Annotated in this window: 15 protein-coding genes and 2 pseudogenes; 8 read left to right on the top strand and 9 right to left on the bottom strand. The window is 62.0% G+C overall.

All coding sequences use genetic code 11. From position 1 onward, the window contains the following. Positions 1 to 90 precede the first annotated feature (90 nt). Genes gatC through gatB form a run of 3 tightly spaced genes read left to right on the top strand, consistent with a single transcriptional unit; the run spans position 91 to position 3,471 of the window. Positions 91 to 390, top strand: coding sequence for an Asp-tRNA(Asn)/Glu-tRNA(Gln) amidotransferase subunit GatC (gene gatC / locus ACSFA3_RS18135; protein WP_435506868.1), 300 nt, complete (start codon positions 91 to 93; stop codon positions 388 to 390). Further along, on the top strand, positions 387 to 1,877 hold the full coding sequence (gene gatA / locus ACSFA3_RS18130; protein WP_435506867.1) for an Asp-tRNA(Asn)/Glu-tRNA(Gln) amidotransferase subunit GatA: 1,491 nt from the start codon (positions 387 to 389) through the stop codon (positions 1,875 to 1,877). The genes gatC and gatA overlap by 4 nt, the downstream gene beginning before the upstream one ends. A 19-nt stretch (positions 1,878 to 1,896) precedes the next feature. After that, positions 1,897 to 3,471, top strand: a complete 1,575-nt coding sequence (gatB, locus tag ACSFA3_RS18125) for an Asp-tRNA(Asn)/Glu-tRNA(Gln) amidotransferase subunit GatB (protein ID WP_435506866.1) — start codon at positions 1,897 to 1,899, stop codon at positions 3,469 to 3,471. Here the strand turns inward: gatB and ACSFA3_RS18120 are convergent. Beyond that, positions 3,437 to 4,129 carry a DUF4124 domain-containing protein gene (locus ACSFA3_RS18120; RefSeq protein WP_435506865.1) on the bottom strand — a complete coding sequence of 231 codons (693 nt, stop codon included), beginning with the start codon at positions 4,127 to 4,129 and terminating at the stop codon, positions 3,437 to 3,439. The two genes, gatB and ACSFA3_RS18120, sit on opposite strands and share 35 nt — an antisense overlap. Positions 4,130 to 4,156: 27 nt before the next feature. Further along, on the bottom strand, positions 4,157 to 4,840 hold the full coding sequence (gene pyrE, locus ACSFA3_RS18115; protein ID WP_435506864.1) for an orotate phosphoribosyltransferase: 684 nt from the start codon (positions 4,838 to 4,840) through the stop codon (positions 4,157 to 4,159). 11 nt (positions 4,841 to 4,851) lie between these two features. On the opposite strand from pyrE, the gene ACSFA3_RS18110 reads away from it, so the two are divergent. Then, entirely contained in the window at positions 4,852 to 5,655 is an 804-nt protein-coding gene (locus tag ACSFA3_RS18110; protein WP_435506863.1) for an exodeoxyribonuclease III, read from the top strand. Positions 5,656 to 5,818: 163 nt separating this feature from the next. Here ACSFA3_RS18110 and ACSFA3_RS18105 read toward each other — a convergent pair whose 3' ends face one another. Then, positions 5,819 to 6,388 carry a DUF6998 domain-containing protein gene (locus tag ACSFA3_RS18105; protein WP_435506862.1) on the bottom strand — a complete coding sequence of 190 codons (570 nt, stop codon included), beginning with the start codon at positions 6,386 to 6,388 and terminating at the stop codon, positions 5,819 to 5,821. A gap of 348 nt (positions 6,389 to 6,736) precedes the next feature. Here ACSFA3_RS18105 and ACSFA3_RS18100 point away from each other — a divergent pair, with 348 nt between their 5' ends. From ACSFA3_RS18100 to ACSFA3_RS18090, 3 genes are read left to right on the top strand one after another with little or no spacing between them, the layout of a single operon-like run. Beyond that, on the top strand, positions 6,737 to 7,033 hold the full coding sequence (locus tag ACSFA3_RS18100) for a type II toxin-antitoxin system RelE/ParE family toxin (RefSeq protein ID WP_435506861.1): 297 nt from the start codon (positions 6,737 to 6,739) through the stop codon (positions 7,031 to 7,033). Positions 7,034 to 7,049: 16 nt separating this feature from the next. Then, entirely contained in the window at positions 7,050 to 8,168 is a 1,119-nt protein-coding gene (locus tag ACSFA3_RS18095) for a HigA family addiction module antitoxin (RefSeq protein ID WP_435506860.1), read from the top strand. A gap of 21 nt (positions 8,169 to 8,189) precedes the next feature. Continuing rightward, positions 8,190 to 8,675 (top strand): hypothetical protein, encoded by a 486-nt coding sequence (locus tag ACSFA3_RS18090; RefSeq protein WP_435506859.1) that lies wholly within the window; start codon positions 8,190 to 8,192, stop codon positions 8,673 to 8,675. 205 nt (positions 8,676 to 8,880) lie between these two features. Here the strand turns inward: ACSFA3_RS18090 and ACSFA3_RS18085 are convergent. After that, positions 8,881 to 9,120: pseudogene (locus tag ACSFA3_RS18085) on the bottom strand (tyrosine-type recombinase/integrase); the annotation flags it as partial. Between the two features lie 108 nt (positions 9,121 to 9,228). Between ACSFA3_RS18085 and ACSFA3_RS18080 the strand changes: the two are divergent. Beyond that, a pseudogene (locus tag ACSFA3_RS18080) lies at positions 9,229 to 9,351 on the top strand (exodeoxyribonuclease III); the annotation flags it as partial. 51 nt (positions 9,352 to 9,402) lie between these two features. On the opposite strand, the gene ACSFA3_RS18075 reads toward ACSFA3_RS18080, so the two are convergent. From ACSFA3_RS18075 to ACSFA3_RS18055, 5 genes are all read right to left on the bottom strand, one after another. Beyond that, the gene (locus tag ACSFA3_RS18075) at positions 9,403 to 13,146 is read right to left on the bottom strand and encodes a PAS domain-containing protein (protein ID WP_435506858.1); all 3,744 of its coding nucleotides are present in this window, start codon (positions 13,144 to 13,146) and stop codon (positions 9,403 to 9,405) included. Between the two features lie 14 nt (positions 13,147 to 13,160). Beyond that, entirely contained in the window at positions 13,161 to 14,180 is a 1,020-nt protein-coding gene (locus tag ACSFA3_RS18070; protein WP_435506857.1) for a zinc-binding alcohol dehydrogenase family protein, read from the bottom strand. A 27-nt stretch (positions 14,181 to 14,207) separates the two neighbouring features. Further along, complete coding sequence (locus ACSFA3_RS18065) at positions 14,208 to 14,768, bottom strand: ATP-dependent Clp protease proteolytic subunit (RefSeq protein ID WP_435506856.1); 561 nt, start codon at positions 14,766 to 14,768, stop codon at positions 14,208 to 14,210. A 98-nt stretch (positions 14,769 to 14,866) separates the two neighbouring features. Further along, positions 14,867 to 15,391 carry a cytochrome b/b6 domain-containing protein gene (locus tag ACSFA3_RS18060; RefSeq protein ID WP_435506855.1) on the bottom strand — a complete coding sequence of 175 codons (525 nt, stop codon included), beginning with the start codon at positions 15,389 to 15,391 and terminating at the stop codon, positions 14,867 to 14,869. A 13-nt stretch (positions 15,392 to 15,404) separates the two neighbouring features. Beyond that, positions 15,405 to 15,701, bottom strand: coding sequence for a PepSY domain-containing protein (locus ACSFA3_RS18055; protein WP_435506854.1), 297 nt, complete (start codon positions 15,699 to 15,701; stop codon positions 15,405 to 15,407). Positions 15,702 to 15,742: the final 41 nt, after the last annotated feature.

Raw genomic sequence — 15,742 nt, 5'->3', positions numbered from 1 at the left:
GTTGAAGCCACTGGCACAGGCGGTTTACACGCCGTTTCGACGGCATTCGGACCGGCTCCCAACTTCTCTCGACTGCCTTCGACTCCCCTCATGTCGCTCACATCTTCCGATATCGGCCGCATCGCGACGCTCGCGCGGCTGCCGCTGACCCCCGACGAAAGCACCCGGATGCTCGGGCAGATCAACGGTTTCTTCGACCTGGTCGAAACCATGCGCGCGGTCGACACCACCGGCGTCGAGCCGCTGGCCCATCCGGTCGCCGCGATCGAGGACATCGCGCTGCGCCTGCGCGACGATATCGCCAGCGAGCCGAACGCACGCGAGGCCAACCAGCGCAGCGCGCCGGCCGTCGAGCGCGGCCTGTTCCTGGTGCCGAAGGTGATCGAATGAGCAAGGATCTGCATCAGCTCGGCGTGGCCGAACTTGCCGGCGCGCTGGCTTCCGGCAAGGTTTCCGCCGTCGAGGCCGCGCAGCATTTTCTGCAGCGCATCAACTCCCACCAGTCCATCGGCGCTTTCGTGGCCGTCGACGAGGAAGTCACGCTGGCCCAGGCCCGCGCCGCCGATACCAGCATCGCCTCGGGCAACGCCCCCGCACTGACCGGCGTGCCGATCGCCCACAAGGACATCTTCGTCACCGCAGACTTCCCGACCACCGCCGGTTCGCGCATGCTGGCCGGCTATCGCTCGCCGTTCGACGCCACCGTCGTCCGCAAGCTGGCCGAAACCGGCGCCGTCACGCTCGGCAAGCTCAGTTGCGACGAATTCGCGATGGGCTCGGCCAACGAGAACGTCGCCGTGCCGGCCATCGGCGCCGACCAGGCCGCGCCGGTTCGCAATCCGTGGGATGCCGAGCGCGTTCCCGGAGGCTCGTCCGGCGGCAGCGCTGCAGCCGTCGCCGCCCGCCTGACGCCCGCAGCCACCGGCACCGACACCGGCGGCTCGATCCGCCAGCCGGCGTCGTTTTGCGGCATCACCGGCATCAAGCCGACTTACGGCCGCGCGTCGCGCTACGGCATGGTCGCCTTCGCTTCGAGCCTCGACCAGGCCGGCCCGATGGCGCATTCGGCGGAAGACTGCGCGTTGCTGCTGTCGGCGATCTGCGGCCCCGACCTCGACCGCGATTCGACCTCGCTCGACCGCCCGGCGGAGGATTTCTCGCGCAACCTGAACGATTCGCTCGAAGGTCTGCGCATCGGCGTGCCGGCGGAGTTCTTCGGCGACGGTCTGGCGCCCGGCGTGCGCGCCGCCATCGAAGCGTCGCTGGCCGAATACGAAAAGCTCGGCGCGAAGCGCGTGCCCATCGCGCTGCCGCGCACCGAACTGTCGATCCCGGTCTACTACATCCTGGCCGCGGCCGAAGCATCGAGCAACCTGAGCCGCTTCGATGGCGTCAAGTTCGGCCACCGCGCCAGGGACTACCGCGACCTCGCCGACATGTACGGCAAGACGCGCGAAGAAGGTTTCGGCGACGAGGTCAAGCGCCGCATCATGATCGGCACCTATGTGTTGTCGCATGGCTATTACGACGCGTACTACCTGCAGGCGCAGAAGGTGCGCCGCATGATCGCCGACGACTTCCAGCAGGCATTTGCGCAATGCGATGTGATCGCCGGACCTGTGGCGCCGACCGTGGCATGGAAGATCGGCGAGCACGGCGACGATCCGGTCGCCGACTACCTGGCCGACATCTTCACGCTCCCAGCCTCGCTCGCCGGCCTGCCCGGCCTGAGCCTGCCCGCCGGTTTTGGCGAAGACGCGATGCCGGTCGGCCTGCAGCTGATCGGCAACTATTTCAGCGAAGCGAAGCTGCTGAATGCCGCGCACCGCTTCCAGCAGGCGACGGACTGGCATGCGCGTGCGCCCAGGGGAATCTGAGGAATCCGAGGAATTAGAGATGAGCGAACCCGTCAACACATTCGAAGAGCAGCAGCAGGGCCGGCCGACCGGCCCGCTGGTGCAGGGCTACGAGGTCATCATCGGCTTCGAGACGCATGCGCAGCTGTCGACCGCCAGCAAGATCTTCAGCCGCGCCTCGACCGCTTTCGGTGCCGAGCCGAACACGCAGGCCTGCGCCGTCGACATGGCGCTGCCGGGGACGCTGCCGGTCATGAACAAGGGCGCGGTCGAACGCGCCATCAAGCTCGGGCTGGCGCTGGGCTCGACCATCGCGCCGCGCAGCGTTTTCGCGCGCAAGAACTACTTCTATCCGGACCTGCCCAAGGGCTACCAGATCAGCCAGTTCGAGATTCCGGTGGTGCAAGGCGGCGGTGTGTCGTTCTTTCTGGGCGACGAACAGAAGACCGTTCGCCTGGTGCGCGCGCATCTGGAGGAAGACGCCGGCAAGTCGCTGCACGAGGATTTCATCGGCCAGTCGGGCATCGACCTGAACCGCGCCGGCACGCCGCTGCTGGAAATCGTGACCGAACCCGACATGCGCTCCACCGCCGAAGCCGTGGCTTATGCGAAGGAACTGCACAAGATCGTCACCTGGATCGGCATCTGCGACGGCAACATGCAGGAAGGCAGTTTCCGCTGCGACGCCAACGTGTCGGTGCGCAAGCCCGGCGACAGGTTGGGCACGCGGCGCGAGATCAAGAACCTGAACAGCTTCAAGTTCATGCAGCAGGCAATCGATTACGAGATCCGCTGGCAGATCGAGGAAATCGAGGACGGCCGCAAGGTGCAGCAGGCGACCGTGCTGTTCGACCCGGATTCGGGCGAGACGCGCGCGATGCGGACCAAGGAAGACGCGGCGGATTACCGCTACTTCCCGGACCCGGACCTGCCGCCGCTGGTGATCGCCTCGGATTGGGTGGAGCGGGTGCGCAGCGAAATGCCGGAGCTGCCTAGGGCGATGGCCGAGCGCTATGTGGCGACGCATGGACTGTCGGCATACGACGCGGCGCAGCTTACGCAGAGCGTGGCGCTGGCGCAGTATTTCGACAGCGCAGTGGCTGCGGGCGCGGCGCCGAAGCTGGCCAGCAACTGGATCACCGGGGAGCTCGCTCGGCGTCTGAATTCGCAAGACATCGACATCTCGAAAAGTCCCGTTGATGCTCTGCAATTGGCATCTCTTCTCAAACGAATTTCTGATGCTACTGTTTCAAACAGCGCGGCAAAGCAGCTGTTCGATGCTTTATGGTCCGGCACTCCCACGATTGACAGTAATGGCAAAGCTCAATACGTTTTGATTGCCGTGCCAGCGCATTATTCGATTAGCTTAGAAGATGTGCAGCTTCAAATTGATGCGCTTATTGAATCCAAGGGCCTCAAGCAGATGAACGACACCGGCGCCCTCGAAGCGCTGGTCGACGGCGTGCTCGCGACCAACCAGAAGAACATTGACGAATACCGCGCCGGCAAGGAAAAAGCCTTCAACGCGCTGGTTGGTCAGGTCATGAAAGCCAGCCAGGGCAAGGCAAACCCGGCTCAGATCAACGCACTGTTGAAGTCCCGTCTGGGCGGTTGATCGGCGAGCGCTGCGCGCCGGTCGATGCCCACAGCGCATCGAGCCGCACGCGCTCTTCGTCGAAGCGCGCAGCGATGCGCCGTCGCTCCTCTTCCTGGCCAGCGATGAAGCGGTTCTGCACCGCGACGCTCTCGTCGTTGTCCTGGAGCTTCTGGCGCAACAGCGCCGGCACCCTGGACGGATCTTTCCGATAGAACTCCAGCTCGCCAACGAGCGGTTGCCGCTCCTTGGCAAGTTCGTCCAGGCGCTTGCGCGCGGTTTCGACAAGACCGTCGACCTGGCGCATCGCTTCGGTGCGCTCCCGGTCATGCGCTGCCGCGGTCGGGTAGCGCATCAGCAATGCGCGCTCGCGGCGCCGCTCGTCGTTCATCCTGCCGGCTTGCACGGCCGCTTCGCGCGCACGCGCGTCGCGCTCGGCCTGCTCGCGCGGTGTGTATTCGGGGTCCAGGGTGCGGCGCAAGTTGCCGCTCGGGCTGAACTCGCGCTGCTGACGGTCGGCGCAATCGGGGATCGGACGGTCGGCAGTCAGGGTCCTGCCGCGCGCATCGGTACACATGAAGATGCCGGGCGCCTTATCCTCCCCCTGCGCCGTGCCGTAAGGCAAGCACAGGACCAATAGCGAACAGGTCGCTGGCAACAGGCGGTTTCGCAGAAGCATCTGAATCCTATGTTCCGGACGACGCGCTCAGCCTGCGCCGTACGTCGCGCGGTAGGCCAACACTTCGGCACGATGCCCTTCCAGTTCGACCCCGCCGCTGAGCTGAAGATATTGAAGCAGATCTTCGAGGCTGGCGATGGAAAGAACCGTGAGTCCCAGCTGGTTCCTGACGTATTGAACAGCGCTGTAGTCGACGTCCGCACCGTTTTCCGTCGCTTTTTCCTGCCGGTCCAACGCGATGGCGACCGCGTGCGGCGTTGCGCCTGCAGCCTTGATCGTGGCGATGGATTCACGCACCGCAGTGCCGGCGGACATCACGTCGTCGATCACCAGAACATGTCCGCGAAGCGACGCGCCGACCAGCACGCCGCCCTCGCCGTGGTCCTTGGCTTCCTTGCGGTTATATGCAAAAGGCACATTCTTGCCGCGCCGGGCGAGTTCGGCCGCGACCGTGGCGCCGAGCGGGATTCCCTTGTACGCCGGGCCGAAGATCATGTCGAATTCAAGTCCGCTGGCGATCAGTCGCTCTGCATAGAATTCGGCCAGGCGCAGCATCTTGGCGCCGTCGTCGAACAGCCCGGCGTTGAAGAAGTAGGGGCTGATGCGGCCGGCCTTGGTCTTGAACTTGCCGAAACGCAGCACGCCGGAATCGATCGCAAAACGAACGAAATCCTGTGCCAACGCTTTGTCTCTCTCACTCACTCCAGCCATCGGAATTCCTCTTGTTCAAACTGACCAGCCTCAACCTCAACGGCCTGCGATCGGCCACCACCAAAGGCGTTGCCGACTGGGTGGCCGAACTGGGGCCGGATTGTATTTGCATGCAGGAAATCCGCGTCCAGGCGAGCGACGTGGAGGGCCGTTTCGAAAAAATGGCCGGCCTGCAGGGTCACTTCCATTTTGCGGAGAAGAAAGGCTATGCAGGCACCGCGATCTACACGAAGCACGCGCCGACCGATGTGGTCGTCGGCTGGGGCGATGCCGAGTTCGATGCCGAGGGCCGCTACCTGGAACTGCGCTTCGACACACCGACGCGCAAGCTGTCGATCATCAGTTGCTACTTCCCCAGCGGCTCGTCCGGCGAAGAGCGTCAGGCAGCCAAGTTCCGTTTCCTGAAGGGATTCTTCCCGCACCTGAACGCGCTGAAGCGGGAGCGCGAATTCATCCTTTGTGGCGACATCAACATAGCGCATCAGGAAATCGACTTGAAGAACTTCAAGGGCAACATGAAGAACAGCGGCTTCCTGCCCGAAGAACGCGCCTGGATGACGCGTCTGCTCGACGCCGGTGCGGAAGGCGCCGGGCTTGTGGATGTGTACCGGATGCTCAAGCCCGACACGACCGGCGACGCGTATACCTGGTGGAGCAATCGGGGGCAGGCTTATGCGAAGAATGTGGGGTGGCGGCTGGACTACCACTTGGCTACTGCAAGCATGGCGGCACTCGCACGCAGTGAACACATCTATAAGACGGTGAAATTCAGCGACCACGCGCCGATCACTGTGGATTACGAGTTCGACCTTTGATCGGACGGTGCTTGGCTCCGCTTCGGGCTCAAGGAAATCGTTCGTTGTCGAAGATTCAGGGGCCGCTTTGCAGCGTAAGCAGTCTTTCTGTCGTCGGCAGCGAGCGACTGCAAACCGCCCTTCATCCACCAACATGGCATCTTGCTCGGCTGCGGTCACAGCGTCAGGGAAGCCGCCCCTTGAGGTACTTGCCCGCGCCGCCGCTTAACTCGCTTCGGTCGATGAGCTTGCCTTGGAACTGGAAGTGCCGATCAATGCGGATGATCAGCAGCTTCTCGAAGTTGCCTTGTCTCTTGACCATTACGTGGTCGCTGGTCTTTTCGGGTGAGATGGTCTTCACCTCGACCCGCTTGCCGTCAATCGTGCCGTCAGAGCCTGGCGCGTGGGTCGCGTGACGGCGAAGACCAAACTTGATCTCTGCGTAGATTTCCCCCAGTTCGCCCCAAACCTGAAGGTATCGGCCGGTGTTCACGAAATGCCGCTCGGCGCAGGCGACCAAGTCTTGGAAGATTTCCGTCTGCTTCAGGATGCTAAATGGAAAGCCGTCTCTGCTCCGGACGGGTTGAACTGAGCGGGCATCCTCTTCTGGCTCGCCCCCAAGCTGCTCTTCGGCCCACTCTCTGTCGATGTACTCCGCTTCCCAAGGGGCATAGCCGCAAGCGGCAGCGTCAGCGATGTCCTCGGCGCTGTAGCCACGGTCGTTCATTTCGTACAGAAAATCCCAATCGCTCACGGTTCGTTCTCCTCATCTTTCCCCTGCCCCGATTGTGGCCTGGGCCGTAGTGGGCGCTGACCTCGAAGATGCCATGAAAGTCACGTCCAGCGGGTGCGAACTTCCAGTGGCCTGTAGGATGGTGAGCTCGATGCCTTCAACAGGCATGCGGTGCATGGACGCGAGGAAGCCCCATTGATCCAGTTGGGCCTAGAGCTCGTCGTCGACGAACACACTGCGACTGGCGTCGCGTGGCTTCTTTCGCAGGTGCCGAACTCCGCCTCGCCTCTTTAATGAACAAAACACCGTCTTTACACCTGGTGTAAAGACGGTGTTGACTAGGGTGGCCATTTTGTCTAGACTTGCTCCATGGATTTGGAGTTCGACGATGACGACCTAGACCGCCTCGAGACCGACCCGCAGTTCACTGCCGGCTTCTCGCAGGACATTGTTCGGGCGTACCGAAAACGGATGCAGCAGATTCGGGCGTTTCGAGATGAGCGTGACTTCATGGCTTTGAAGTCTTTGCACTTTGAGAAGCTGAAGGGGAATCGCCAGGGTCAGCACTCTGTGCGGCTGAACTTGCAGTGGCGCCTGATCTTAGAAATCCGCGGAGACCACCCTTGCAAAGTCATCGGCATCGTCGAAATCGTTGACTACCACTAGAAGTTTTGGAGAGCCTATGAACGCACGAGTACCCGCCGAGGTGTTCCCGCCAGGCGAGTTCCTGCGAGAGGAGCTCGAGGCGCGGGACTGGAGCCAGCAGGAACTGGCAGACATCCTAGATCGCCCGCCACGGCTTGTGAGCGAGCTCATCGCAGGCAAGCGAGCCATCACGCCGGAAACGGCCAAAGGTCTCGGGGAGGCCTTTGGCACGTCGCCAGACTATTGGATGAGCCTAGAGAGCCAATTCCAGCTCTCCAAGGTGACCGTGCCCAACGACAACGTGGCGCGTAAAGCCCGCCTGTACACCCAGTTTCCTGTGCGCGAGATGCTGCGCCGTGGGTGGGTGCGGGCCAGCGAGAGCATCGAAGTCATGGAGCAGCGCTTTTGCGAGTTTTTTGGCATCGCGGATGTCACGGCGACTCCTCAGTTGAGCCACGCCGCGAAGAAGACGCACGCCATGGCAGACACCACGCCGCTGCAGCTCGCATGGCTGTTCCGGGTGCGTGCCATCGCAAGTCAACAAGTTGTTCCGACGTTTTCAAAGGCAAAGTTGCTGTCGGCCATTGAGAAGCTACGGGCGCTGATCCTCGCTCCCGAAGAGATTCGCAATGTCCCGCGCATCGTCGCAGAAGCCGGCGTTCGGCTGGTCTTTGTCGAGTCGTTGGCCGGATCGAAGATGGACGGTGCTTGTTTCTGGCTGGACAGCGACAAGCCAGTTGTTGGCATGACGCTGCGGTTCGACCGCATCGACAACTTCTGGTTTGTGCTTCGCCACGAGCTTGAGCACGTTCTGCGCGAGGACGGCAAGGCAGAAAACCGCGCGATCATCGACACCGACGTTGGTGACTCGAGAGCTGATCTGCCCGAGTGTGAGCGTTTGGCCAATGCCGCTGGTGCCAACTTCTGTGTCGCTAAGGCCGAGCTTGATGACTTCGTCGCGCGAGTGCAGCCGTATTTCTCTGAGGAAAGGGTGCTTCGGTTCGCTCAACGCATCCAGGTCCATCCGGGACTGGTGGTCGGGCAGCTACAGCGCCGCCTTGACCGCCACGACTTCCTGCGCAAGCACCAGGTGAAGGTGCGCGCATTCGTATTGCCCTCCGCCGATGTCGACGGCTGGGGATCGTTTACCGAGTAACCACCGCCATTGGGGATTCACATGTCCGCCTACGGAAACCAGGTAAAGGCATACATTGAGCGCTACCAGTTCGAGGTCGGGGGCGACGGCTTGCTCGATCCTCATGCGGTTGCAGAGTGGGCGTACAGAAACGGACTTCACAAGCCAAGCGTGCGCACCGTGGTCGATGCGATTGCTTCAGACGTCTCGCAATACTTCCGTGAGGAATACCGCACCGATGAGAATGGGCAGCGCTACAGGGCCAAGCATGCGATCCGGTTCAAAAAGGGCGACCGGACGATGTCGCTGTGGGCGGACATGGACGACGAGAAGGCGCCTCGTGCTCATTTCGTCAAGTCGTTCGGCCAACGACGGCAGCAAATTGTCGGCGACTGCTTCCAGCTCAAGACCGATGTGGATGTCTACAACGGCAAAAACCAGGACAAAGACCCGATTCAGGTTCCCCTGAACTTCACGTTGGACGTTGAGGAGCTGCAGCTCCCGTTGAAAGGTAAGAAAGCAGCCTGAAGACAGTCCCGCGACCTAATCTGAACCTGCACACGCGGACGTCAACCTTCTTCGGACGCGGCTTACGCGCCTATACCGTTGCTGCCTCGGATGCCGCCAGTTGCCTCCGGCGTCGTGCTGCATGCCAAGTTCAAGCTCGGCAACTGTTCGAACTAGCGGTGCCGGCCGCACCGGCGGAGCCGGTGCGCTTTCCCGCTAAAGACCCCTAAATCTCGGCTTGCTCAGAAATCTCGAGGTCGTCGACCTCGATGCCGAGGTAGCGGACGGTCGACTCGAGCTTGGAATGTCCAAGCAGCAGCTGCACAGCCCGGAGATTCTTGGTTCGGCGGTAGATGAGCGTTGCTTTCGTGCGCCGCATGGAGTGCGTCCCGTAGTCCGCTGGATCCAAGCCGAGCTGAACAACCTAACGATCTAGGATGCGTGCGTACTGGCGGGTGCCAAGATGCAGAGGTCGGTCTTAAGCGATCTCCGCTTGCCGGTGTGACCGGCGCGTCAGCCGATCGCGGTCGTTTGGCACGCGAGCGACGTCGAGATCTGTGTGTAGGTTTTTTGTCGCATGGACTATCACCTGGCGACGCCAGCCACCGCAGCCCTGGCGCGCAGCGAACACATCTACAAGACGATGAAGTTCTCGGATCACGCACCGATCACGGTCGATTACGCGTTCGGCCTTTGACGGAACGGCAGCGCAAATCACCGGCAAACTGAGCATCGCCCGCTCGGCAGATCAATCGCGAATCATTTCCTGGATTCTCTTTGCCAGTGCCATCAGATCGAAGGGCTTCGTGATCACCTGCATGCCCTGCTCCAGGTGGTCGTGCCTGAGGACGGCCGTATCGGCATAGCCTGTGATGAAAAGCACCTTGAGCCCGGTACGCAGCGTTCGGGCCGCATCTGCCAACTGTCGTCCGTTCATGCCCTTGGGCAGCCCCACATCGGTGATCAGCAGGTCGATCCGGACACCGGACCGCACGATCTCGAGTCCTTCGATCCCGTCGCCGGCCTCTAGCGCCCGATAACCCAGGTCTTCGAGAATCTCGACGACGAGCATGCGCACCATCGGTTCGTCGTCGACGACCAGGACCGTCTCGCCTAGATTGGCCTGGTGATCTGCCACGTCGACCTTCACCTGTTGAGCGATCTGCTCGGGCGTCGTGTGTCGAGGCAGGAAGATCATGACGGTCGTGCCTTTGCCGACCTCCGAATGCACCCGGACCTGTCCACCCGATTGTTTGGCGAATCCGTAGATCATCGACAGGCCCAGACCGGTACCCAGGCCGATCGGTTTCGTCGTGAAGAATGGCTCGAACACACGCTCTACGACCTCCGGCGGCATTCCCACACCGTCGTCCGATACCGCCAGAGACACGTAGTCGCCCACTGGCATGTCGCGCTGGACGGCCAAACCTCCACCGATCGATCGGTTGCGAGTTTCGATCACGATGCGGCCGCCGTCGGGCATTGCATCGCGCGAGTTGATGCAGAGGTTGAGCAACGCATTCTCGAGCTGGTTCGGATCGACCAGCGTCGACCAGAGGTCGGCCATGCCGTGGATCTCGACCGCGATCTCTGGTCCTGCCGTGCGTCGGACCATGTCTTCCATACCGGCGACGAGGCGGTCGATATCGGTAGGTTTGGGCTCCAGCGTCTGGCGACGCGAAAAGGCGAGCAGGCGATGTGTCAGCGCGGCAGCACGTTTGGTCGCTCCCTGAGCGCCATTCATGTAGCGGTCGAGGGAATCGGTGCGTCCCTGCTGAATACGCATCTTCATCAATTCCAGCGACCCGGAGATCGCGGCAAGAAGATTGTTGAAGTCGTGCGCCAATCCGCCGGTCAACTGGCCGACGGCCTCCATCTTCTGGCTTTGCCGCAGCGCTTCCTCGGCAGCGGCAAGTGCTTCGGCCTGTTCCTTTTCCTGGGTCACGTCGCGCGTGCTCGAGTACAACTTGTTCCCGTCGGGCAACGCCACCCAAGCCAAGTGCCGCCAGCCTCCGTCCTTGGTCCGGTAGCGATTCTCGAACCCCAGCACCGGTTCACCGCGGCGAACCTTCTCGAAGGCGGAAATGCTGGCGGAGACATCGTCCGGATGCACGAAATCTTCATACGATCTGGCTTCTATCTCGTCGATCGACCAACCGAGCGAAGCAGTCCAGGCCGGATTGACCCGGTCGAACGCCATCGTCGGCAAGTCGAGGACGGACAGCAAATCAGGACTGTAGCGCCAGGTCCTTTCCCGGCTTGCCGCCTGGTCGGCCAGGGCCGCGGCTTGTGCGCGATCGACGGTAACGTCCCTCGTCACGCAGTAGAGCAGACCGTCTTCCGGAACCGCGGTCCAGGAAAGCGTCCTGTAGTCACCGTCCTTGGTACGAAAGCGATTCTCGAATTCGGCAGTCCTCAGTCCAGAGGCGAGTCGCTGGACTTCGGCCCTTGTCTTGGGGACGTCGTCCGGATGCTCGATCCACTCCGACGTTCGACCGACGATCTCGGCCGGCTCCCATCCGAGTATTCGCGTCCAGGCAGGGTTGATGGACAGCCAGACACCCCGATCGTCTGCAACGCCGAGCATGTCGCCGCTAAGTTGCCAGATGCGATCGCGTTCCGCTGTCTTCGTGGCGACCTGCTGCTCCAAAGTCTTGTTCAGTTCACGCAACTCGTGCTCGGCGGCTCGTCGGGCAATCTCGACCTCGGCACGGTCCATGACCCGGCGGGCGAACGCAAGTTCGCCCGCGGTCCACGCATGCGGACGACTGTGCGTCAGGCACAGAACCACCTTGAGTCGGCCCCGCTCCATCAGAGGGAGATTGACCAACGCGCCGACATCGAAAGGCCGAAAGTTCGCACCACGATCCGGAACCCTTGCATCGCAACCCACATCGTCGATGGCAACGTCTTCGCCACGACGCAGCGCCAAGATGTACGACCCGTAGACCTCGAAATCGTGATCGCCCGCAATACTCAGCTGTCCTTCCGCGATCCAGTCGCGCTTGATGGTCATGCGTCGACCCGTAGCGTCGATGGCGCCATAGGCGGCGCGAGAAACGTCCAGCGCAATGCCCAAGGTTTCGGAGGCTGCGAATGCAATGTCGTCCGACGTATCCAGCGTACGCACGTGTTCGCTCAGTTCAGCCAGCGCGAACTCCCGGCGCCGTGCTGCGACATCGAGGAGGACGCCAGGAAACCGCTGCGGTGTCCCATCCGCGTCAAGCTCCACACGCCCGTTCGCCTCCAGCCAGCGGTAGCGTCCGTCGCGGCGTCGAACCCGATACTGGTGCGCGTAAGGCCCGCCCGTTTTCAGAACTGCGCCAATCGCCTCGTGAAGTCCTGCCTGATCGTCCGGATGCACCGTCTCGATGATCTGAGCCAGCGGAAGCCCGACGCGGCCAAGCGCAGGGTCAAGACCGAAGGCCGTGGCAAACGCCTCGTCGACGGTAAAACGGTCGGTCGGGAGATCCCAGACCCACGTCCCGATGATGGCTCCGGCTGCCAAGGCAAGTTGCACCCGTTCGGCATCGACCCGCTCCGCCATTTCCCGCTGCCGTGCCTGATCGCGCTCGGCACGGATGGTCATTTCTGCCTGCACGCGGTTAGTGACTTCGTAACCGCCGACAAGGATGCCGGTCACCTTTCCTGCGTCGTCGCGAACCGGCTGGTACATGTAGTCGATGTAGCGATCCTCGCTCTCGCCGCTCAACCGCATCGGCACAGCTTTGGCCGAGATCGACTCGCCTGTCAGGTACACCTGATCGAGCGACTCGAAGAAACCCCGACCGTGAAGCTCCGGGAATGTTGTACGCACATCCCGACCGACGAAATCGCGGGCGCCGAAGATCGCTACATAGGCATCGTTGACATACTCGAATACATGGTCGGGACCGTCCAGCAGTGCGACGAAGCCCGGCATCTGCTGAAGGAGGAGTCGCTGCCGCGCCTCGCTCCTCAGCAGTTGTCGCTCGGCCGTCACTCCTTCGGTGGTTTCCGACGTCACGCAGAACACGCCTCGAACGACACCCGACCCGTCGCACAGCGGCGTATAGGAAAAGGACCACCAGGTCTGCTCGGGGTAGCCGTTGCGCGACATCAGAAGCGGCATGTCGCTGAAGACCGAGCCCTCGCCGGCAAGCGCCCTCTGGACGATAGGCTCGATGTCCGACCAGACGTCGGACCAGAGTGCCGCGAACGGTCGCCCGATCGCCCCTTCGACCTTGGCGCCCAGGATGGGGCGGTAGGCATCGTTGAAGAACGAGATGAGTTCGGGGCCCCATGCCAGAAACATCGGCTGCGGCGATAAAAGCATGGTCGCAACCGCAGCCTTCAGGGCTTCGGGCCAATCGGCGTGGGCACCGAGCGGCGTTTTCGACCAATCGGTCGCGATGACTTCGGTTCCTGTCTTGCTGCCGAATGCAGGAACGGCGCCATCAGGCCCGGTCCAGACAGCCTTCTGCAACGACAGGGACTTGGCGACTCCGCTCATTTCAACCCAATAATTCAGTCCCACCCATCCAGCACAACCTTTCCTCGCGCCTTGCCGGATTCGATCAGCGCATGCGCGCTCTTCAGATTCTTTGCATTGATCGTACCGAATCGCTCCGAAAGCGTGGTTCGCAGCAGCCCGGCATCGACCAGACCTGCAACTTCGTCGAGCAACCGGTGCTGCCCGATCATGTCTTGCGTGCCGAACAGCGAACGCGTGAACATCAACTCCCAGTGGATGGACACGGCCTTGCGTTTGAACCGGGTCGCATCCAGCACTGCGGGATCGTCGATGAGACCGAACTTGCCTTGCGGCGCGATGGCTTCCACGATCTGCGCGATATGGGTTTCGGTCTGGGTCAGGCTGACGATGTAGTCGACGGCAGGGAAACCGATGCGCTTCAGTTCTTCGGCGATCGGCTTGCTGTGGTCGATCACGTGATGCGCACCCAGCTCCCTGACCCAGGCCTGCGTTTCGGGTCGCGATGCAGTGCCGATGACCGTCAGACTGGTCAGCCGGCTGGCCAGCTGGGTCATGATCGAACCGACACCCCCGGAGGCGCCGATGATCAACAAGGTCTTCTCGCTGGGTTGCTTGCCGGGGACGAGTCCCAGCCGGTCGAACAGCATTTCCCAGGCCGTGATCGCGGTCAGCGGCAACGCGGCGGCTTCGGCGAAATCCAGCGATTCGGGCGCATGGCCGACGATGCGTTCGTCCACCAGATGCAGTTCGCTGTTGGTCCCTGGCCGCGCGATGGAGCCGGCATACCAGACGCGGTCACCCGGCTGGAACAGCGTGACTTCGGGACCGACGGCCTTGACGATGCCGCTTGCATCCCAACCAAGCACCTTGTAGGTCTGACCTTCGGCCGGTGCGGCGCTGCTTCGAATCTTGGTGTCGACCGGATTGACCGAAACGGCTCGAACCTCGACCAGCAGGTCACGACCTGTTGCCACCGGATCGGGAAGCGTGATGTCGATCAGCGAATCTTCCCGGGCTAGGTTTCCGGGCTGGGTATATCCGACGGCTTTCATGAGCAACCTTTCAACGAAACATGAAGTTCACAGTATCCCGGCAACCAATTTGCGTTTCAGCGCTTCGTCGTCGCTCAGATACCAGTCGGAGTGGCTGATCTTCGCCATCAGCTCGTCCACGGTCACATCCGTTCCTGCCACGAGATATTCGAACGCCGTGCGCTCCATCTCGAGCGCGCTTTCGATTTCCGCCAGCGTGTCCCGAACGAGCGCTTCCATGCCGCGCATCGCACCCTTGAGTTCCAGCGTCTTGTTCAGACGACGCTCGTGAATCAGCAGCATGCAATCTTTGGTCAGAAAGCGCTTCTCAGGCTTGAAGCCGGACATGATGGATATTCCCGCCGAGTAGACGACGGACTTCCCCAGGAACACGATGTCGAGTCCGAGGCGGTCGCGAGCCAGGATGAGGTCCGTCGCGATGCGGCGACCAAGCTCCGCATCGCCACCCGTGGTCGTCAGTTCGAGAAGGATGGTGCCAGTACCGTCGACGGCCGTGGCCATCTGCTCCAGGAAGCTGGTAAGCATTGCATCGTCGACTTTTCCGTGAAGTCGAATGGTCGGATGCTTGAGAAGTTCGTTGGAAATCATGGCGATCTGTCTGAATGAGATGGGCGCGAAAGATTCGACCCGTCGCTCGCGCAGCGCTGCAGTCCAATGCCGTGTTCTGCCGCCAGTGTCCGGCGTCTTCAGGGCTTTTTTCGCCCGCTCAACATCGAAGCGACCAGGTTTTCGCGATGGCGCAGGCTGGTGAAAAGCACGCCGACCAGGTGCAGGACGATCAGTCCTACCATCGTCCAGGCCGATGTCCGGTGAAGCAGATCGACCCAGGCCAGCCCCCAGAACCGATCGGTCGTGTAGAGCCAGCCGCTGAAACCCGTCACGGCGACCGATGCCAGCAGCGCCAGCACCATCCAGCCGCCGAGCGGGTTGTGGCCGAGATGGCGTACTTCGCGGGAGCGTGCAACGTCGACCGAGTAACGCCAGACCGTGGACGGTCGCCGCACGAAATCGCCGAATCGTGCATGCACCGAGCCGACGAAACCCCAGACGAGGCGGACGGCGACGATGCCCAGCGCGACGTAGCCGGCGATTTCATGCGCGCGAAGCCACGCTTCGCTGGCAATCCAGGTGATTGCGATCGACGCCACCAGACCCCAGTGCAGCAATCGCACCAGCGGGTCCCATACCTTCACGGCGCGACCGGAACTCACGAAAGCGCTGCGCTCAGGTGCCCTGCTTGACGACGCCGATCTTCTCGAACGTCTTCGGGTTGAAGAACGCCTCGGTCCGCTCGCCCTTCTCGTCGAAACCGTAGACCTCGTAGCAGCCGTTGAAGGTCTTGACCTGGCGCACCTTCCAGCCTTCGCCGATCAGCTTGCGCTGCAGGTCCATCTGCGGCTTCATTTCTTCCTTGGCGATGCCTTCGCATTTCACCGTGTCGTGGTTGACGAACTGGGCCGATGCGCTGGCTGCGTAGAGCGTGGCGGCGAGGGCCAGGAGTCCGATAGTCGTGTGTTTCATTGAAATATCTCGCTTGGAATACAAAAGGTTCCGCGGCGTTG

This window comes from Variovorax glucosi (genome assembly GCF_051216695.1).
Lineage (GTDB): Bacteria > Pseudomonadota > Gammaproteobacteria > Burkholderiales > Burkholderiaceae_C > Variovorax.
This window is presented reverse-complemented; position numbering and strand designations above follow the sequence as displayed.